Origin of the sequence: Phenylobacterium sp. (genome assembly GCF_025934275.1) — a bacterium.
Taxonomy (GTDB): domain Bacteria; phylum Pseudomonadota; class Alphaproteobacteria; order Caulobacterales; family Caulobacteraceae; genus Phenylobacterium.
Window position 1 is genome coordinate 1 of record NZ_JAICYI010000105.1, and the last position, 3,850, is coordinate 3,850.

The following is a 3,850-nucleotide window of genomic DNA, read 5'->3' on the forward strand; positions in this document are numbered from 1 at the left end:
CCGGCCGCGCCGCCGCCGCGGCGCGGCGGGCGGGCGCCGGCCGCGGCGCACGGCCGTGTCGTCCCGCCCGGGCGGCTCGTCGCGCCGCTCTCCGGGCGGGTGATCCGCCGCTTCGGCGAGCCGCTGCCGAGCGGCGGCCGCGCGAACGGACTCTCCCTCGCCGCCGCGCGCGCCGCCACGGTCGCCGCGCCCGGCGCCGGCCTCGTGCAGTACGTCGGCCCGGTGAAAGGCTGGGGCGTGATCTTGATCTTAAGACTCGCCGGTGGATACCATCTGGTGCTTGCAGGGCTGGATCGTTCGTCGGTGAGCGTCGGACAATCCGTCGCGGCAGGTCAGACTGTCGGATGGATGCCGGATGCTCGACAATCCTCGCCGGAACTCTATCTCGAGGTCCGAGACCAGGGCGCCCCGGTCAATCCGGCGAGGTGGCTTGAGATCAACGCGGGCTAAGCGTCTCCAAAAACGCTATGAGGGGGCCTGTGTCTTAGGCGGCGAGCGCCGCAAGGGAGCCTGCGACCGGCGATGAAGAAGTACCTCCTGATCGGCGTTTCGGCCTTCGTGCTCGGCGCGGGGTCCATGGCCTACGTCTCGAGCCACGCGCTCGCCTCGGCCGAGCCCCGGGCCAAGACCTACCGCATGCTGGGCCTGTTCGGCGACGTCCTCGACACCGTCGAGCACCAGTACGTGACCGAGGTCGACGACACCAAGCTGATCCAGGCGGCCATCGACGGCATGCTCACCTCGCTCGATCCGCACTCCGGCTACCTCGATCCCGCCAGCTTCCAGGACATGCGCGACCAGACGCGCGGCGAGTACGGCGGCCTGGGCCTGGAGGTCACCAGCGAGGACGGCGTGGTCAAGGTGATCTCGCCCATCGACGACACGCCGGCCGCCCGCGCCGGCATCAAGCCCGGCGACTACATCACCGCGGTCAACGGCGAGAGCGTTCTGGGGCTGTCGGTCAACGACGCGGTCAAGGAGATGCGCGGCAAGCCGGGCGAGGCCGTGACGCTGACCATCGCCCGCGAGAAGACCGATCCGTTCGACGTCAAGCTGGTCCGCGAGATCATCAAGACCAAGACCGCCACCGCCAAGATGGACGGCGACTACGGCGTCCTGCGGATCTCCTCGTTCGGCGAGAAGACCACCGACGAGGCCACCCAGGCGTTCAACGACCTGAAGGCCAAGAACCCGCACATGAAGGGCCTGGTGCTCGACCTCCGGAGCAATCCCGGCGGCCTCTTGGACCAGGCGGTCGGCGTCTCCGACCTGTTCCTGGAAGGCGGCGAGATCGTCTCCCAGCGCGGCCGCGATCCGCGCGACATCGAGCGCTACAACGCCCGTCCCGGCGACATCACCGGCGGCATGCCGATGGTGGTGCTGATCAACTCCGGCACCGCCTCCGCGGCCGAGATCGTCGCCGGCGCCCTGCAGGACCGCAAGCGGGCGCAGATCGTCGGCCTCACCAGCTTCGGCAAGGGCTCGGTGCAGACGGTGATCCCGCTGCGCGGCGGCCTCGACGGCGCGTTGAAGCTGACCACCGCGCGCTACTACACGCCCTCGGGCCGCTCGATCCAGAAGACCGGCATCACGCCTGACCTGGAGGTCGCCTCCACCAAGGAAGAGGCTCAGGCGATCGCCAACCGCGCCTTCCAGTTCTCCGAGGCCAGCTTCCACAACGCGCTGAACGCCCAGGAGGGTAAGACCCGCGCCGCCCCGCACGAGCCGGCCGAGGCGCCGCCGGCGAACTTCGACGTCAAGAAGGACTTCCAGATGGCCCGCGCCGAGGACGTGCTGCACTACGGCTCGGTGGCCGCCACGCCGAAGCTGCCGCACCCGACCGCCAAGCTCGCGGAGATCATGTCCAAGTCGCGCGTCGCCCAGGTGAAGCCGCCGGCGGTCACCAAATAGGCGTGGTCACGGGCCGGCCGGAACGCCGATCCGGGACCGGATCTGAACTCGCGGAGTCCCCTCCCGCCGCCTGCGGGAGGGGTTTTCGCATCACCGCCGATAGTCGTGGTGGTGGTCGTTGTCGGCCAGTGCGCCGCCGATGATCAGGCCGATCACGCCCGAGGCGATCGCCGCCATCACCACGTCGCCGTTGTCGTCGCGATAGTAGCGGTAGCCCGGCCGCGGCGGCGGCAGGTTATAGGCCCGCCAATCGGTCACGATGTAGCTGTTGTCGCGCCAGTAGGGATAGCGCTGGCCGGTCCGCCAACGGCCGGCGTAGCCGTTGTAGCCGTAGCGGCCGCCGTAATAGCGCCAGTGGTGGTGGCCCCGGTCGCGGTCGCGATCGTAGCGGTGGCGGTCCCGGTCGCGGTCGCCGCGGTCGCGGTCGTGGTCGCCGTAATAGCCGGGCTGCGCCGCGGCCAGGCCGGGGGCTGCGACCCCGCTCAGCGCCGTGGTGGCCGCCAGGGCGACGATAAGAGCCTTCATGTTGATTTCCTCCAGCGGCGCGGACGCCGCACCGCGATTTTCCATTCTGTCCCGGCTTCCCAACGCCAGGGCGGCGTCCAAGGTTGCTCTGCAGGCCTTCACGGAACGCGACGGGGAGCTTCGCATTAGGGAGCCCAGCGCTGCCTGTGCGCGCTCTCAAAGGAGCTTCGACCCCCGTGTTCCTCGCCATCGCCGTCATCCTGGTCATCCTGTGGCTCGCGGGCTTCCTCGCCTTCCACATCACCACCGCCGCGATCCACCTGATCCTGTTGGTCGCGATCATCCTGGTGATCCTCCACTTCGTCCGCGGCCGCCGCGCGCCTTAGCGGCCGCCCCGCTGACGTCCAGCGCCTCGCCGCGGACCGCCCGCACGACCGCTTCGATCGCGGCGGCCACGAGGCCCGGATTCTCCAGCGCAATCGAATGCCCGTTCGCGCGCGCGACGAGGTGGGCGCTCGCGGATGACAGCGCGGCCAGCCGCGCCTGCGCCTCGGCCCAGCCGTCCTCCCACGCCGCCATCTCGCCCGCGTAGGGCGCGCCATGGCTCAGCACGATCAGCGGCCGCTCGCCGAGCGTCCCGAAGCCGCCGGCGCCTCGCCGCTCGGACGGGACCGCATCGATCGCCGAAAGCTCGGCCAGCGACGCTTCGAAGTGCTCGGGCCGGTTCAGCACCCAGAGCATCGCCGCCCTCGTCGCCGCGTCGAACCCTCCGGCGCGGATCGCGGGCTCCGCTTCGGCCGCGAGCTCGCCGCGGGCCGCGCGCGCCGCCGCCTCGCGCAGTTCGGCCTCGTGTCGCGGCCGCATCGCGGCCATCGTCGCGAAGTACTTGGCCTCCTCGGCGGCGTCGACCAGCACCAACCCCGCGACCGGCTCAGGGAACCGCCGGGCGTAGGCGCGCACGACCAGCCCGCCGAATGAGCCCCCCACGAGCACGAACGGCGGCCGCTCGCCCGCCGCGGCGAGCAGCTCGTCGAGGTCCTGCGCCATCGCCTCGAAGGTGCGAGGCCCAGGCGCCGGATCGCTCCAGCCGAGGCCGGCGCGGTCATAGGCCAGGCAGCGCGCGAACCGCGCCACCCGCCGCAGCACCGGCCAGTCCTGCACCGACGAGCCGCCGCCCCCGCCGGACTCCAGCACCACCGTCGGCGCGCCCTCGCCCGCCGCCAAGAGGTGCAGCCGCCGTCCTCCGATATCGATGAGCCGGCCAGGCGGGATCATGGCGTGAACGAACAAAGATGGAACAAAAGCGCGCGCATCCCTATGCTCCGCTCTTCCCCGCGAAAGCGGAGATCCGGCTTTTATTGTCAGCGGCGGGGTTCATGACCTTCTACGTCTACATCCTGGCGAGCCGGCGGAACGGCACGCTTTACATCGGCCACACGGACTCCATCAGCCGCCGCGTCTGGCAGCACAAGAC

6 protein-coding genes are annotated in these 3,850 nt (G+C 70.7%); 4 read left to right on the forward strand and 2 right to left on the reverse strand.

Translation table 11 applies throughout. The features are described 5' to 3' along the window. Positions 1-450: peptidoglycan DD-metalloendopeptidase family protein (locus Q0W60_RS17300; protein ID WP_297697323.1), on the forward strand; the 450-nt coding region annotated here is incomplete at its 5' end. A gap of 72 nt (positions 451-522) precedes the next feature. Further along, positions 523-1,911 carry a S41 family peptidase gene (locus Q0W60_RS17305; protein ID WP_297697324.1) on the forward strand — a complete coding sequence of 463 codons (1,389 nt, stop codon included), beginning with the start codon at positions 523-525 and terminating at the stop codon, positions 1,909-1,911. A 90-nt stretch (positions 1,912-2,001) separates the two neighbouring features. Here Q0W60_RS17305 and Q0W60_RS17310 read toward each other — a convergent pair whose 3' ends face one another. Beyond that, positions 2,002-2,436 carry an RcnB family protein gene (locus Q0W60_RS17310; RefSeq protein ID WP_297697325.1) on the reverse strand — a complete coding sequence of 145 codons (435 nt, stop codon included), beginning with the start codon at positions 2,434-2,436 and terminating at the stop codon, positions 2,002-2,004. 176 nt (positions 2,437-2,612) lie between these two features. Here Q0W60_RS17310 and Q0W60_RS17315 point away from each other — a divergent pair, with 176 nt between their 5' ends. Next, positions 2,613-2,762, forward strand: a complete 150-nt coding sequence (locus tag Q0W60_RS17315; protein ID WP_297697326.1) for a lmo0937 family membrane protein — start codon at positions 2,613-2,615, stop codon at positions 2,760-2,762. Here the strand turns inward: Q0W60_RS17315 and Q0W60_RS17320 are convergent. Beyond that, positions 2,716-3,651, reverse strand: a complete 936-nt coding sequence (locus Q0W60_RS17320; protein ID WP_297697327.1) for an alpha/beta hydrolase — start codon at positions 3,649-3,651, stop codon at positions 2,716-2,718. The two genes, Q0W60_RS17315 and Q0W60_RS17320, sit on opposite strands and share 47 nt — an antisense overlap. A 101-nt stretch (positions 3,652-3,752) precedes the next feature. On the opposite strand from Q0W60_RS17320, the gene Q0W60_RS17325 reads away from it, so the two are divergent. Next, positions 3,753-3,850 (forward strand): GIY-YIG nuclease family protein (locus Q0W60_RS17325; RefSeq protein ID WP_297697328.1); only part of this gene is annotated, 98 nt, incomplete at its 3' end.

Bases quoted from the DNA above. Each gene is read 5' to 3' on its own strand.
- Q0W60_RS17305 (WP_297697324.1), top strand. From the start codon at position 523: ATGAAGAAGTACCTCCTGATCGGCGTTTCGGCCTTCGTGCTCGGCGCG.
- Q0W60_RS17310 (WP_297697325.1), bottom strand. From the start codon at position 2,436: ATGAAGGCTCTTATCGTCGCCCTGGCGGCCACCACGGCGCTGAGCGGG.
- Q0W60_RS17320 (WP_297697327.1), bottom strand. From the start codon at position 3,651: ATGATCCCGCCTGGCCGGCTCATCGATATCGGAGGACGGCGGCTGCAC.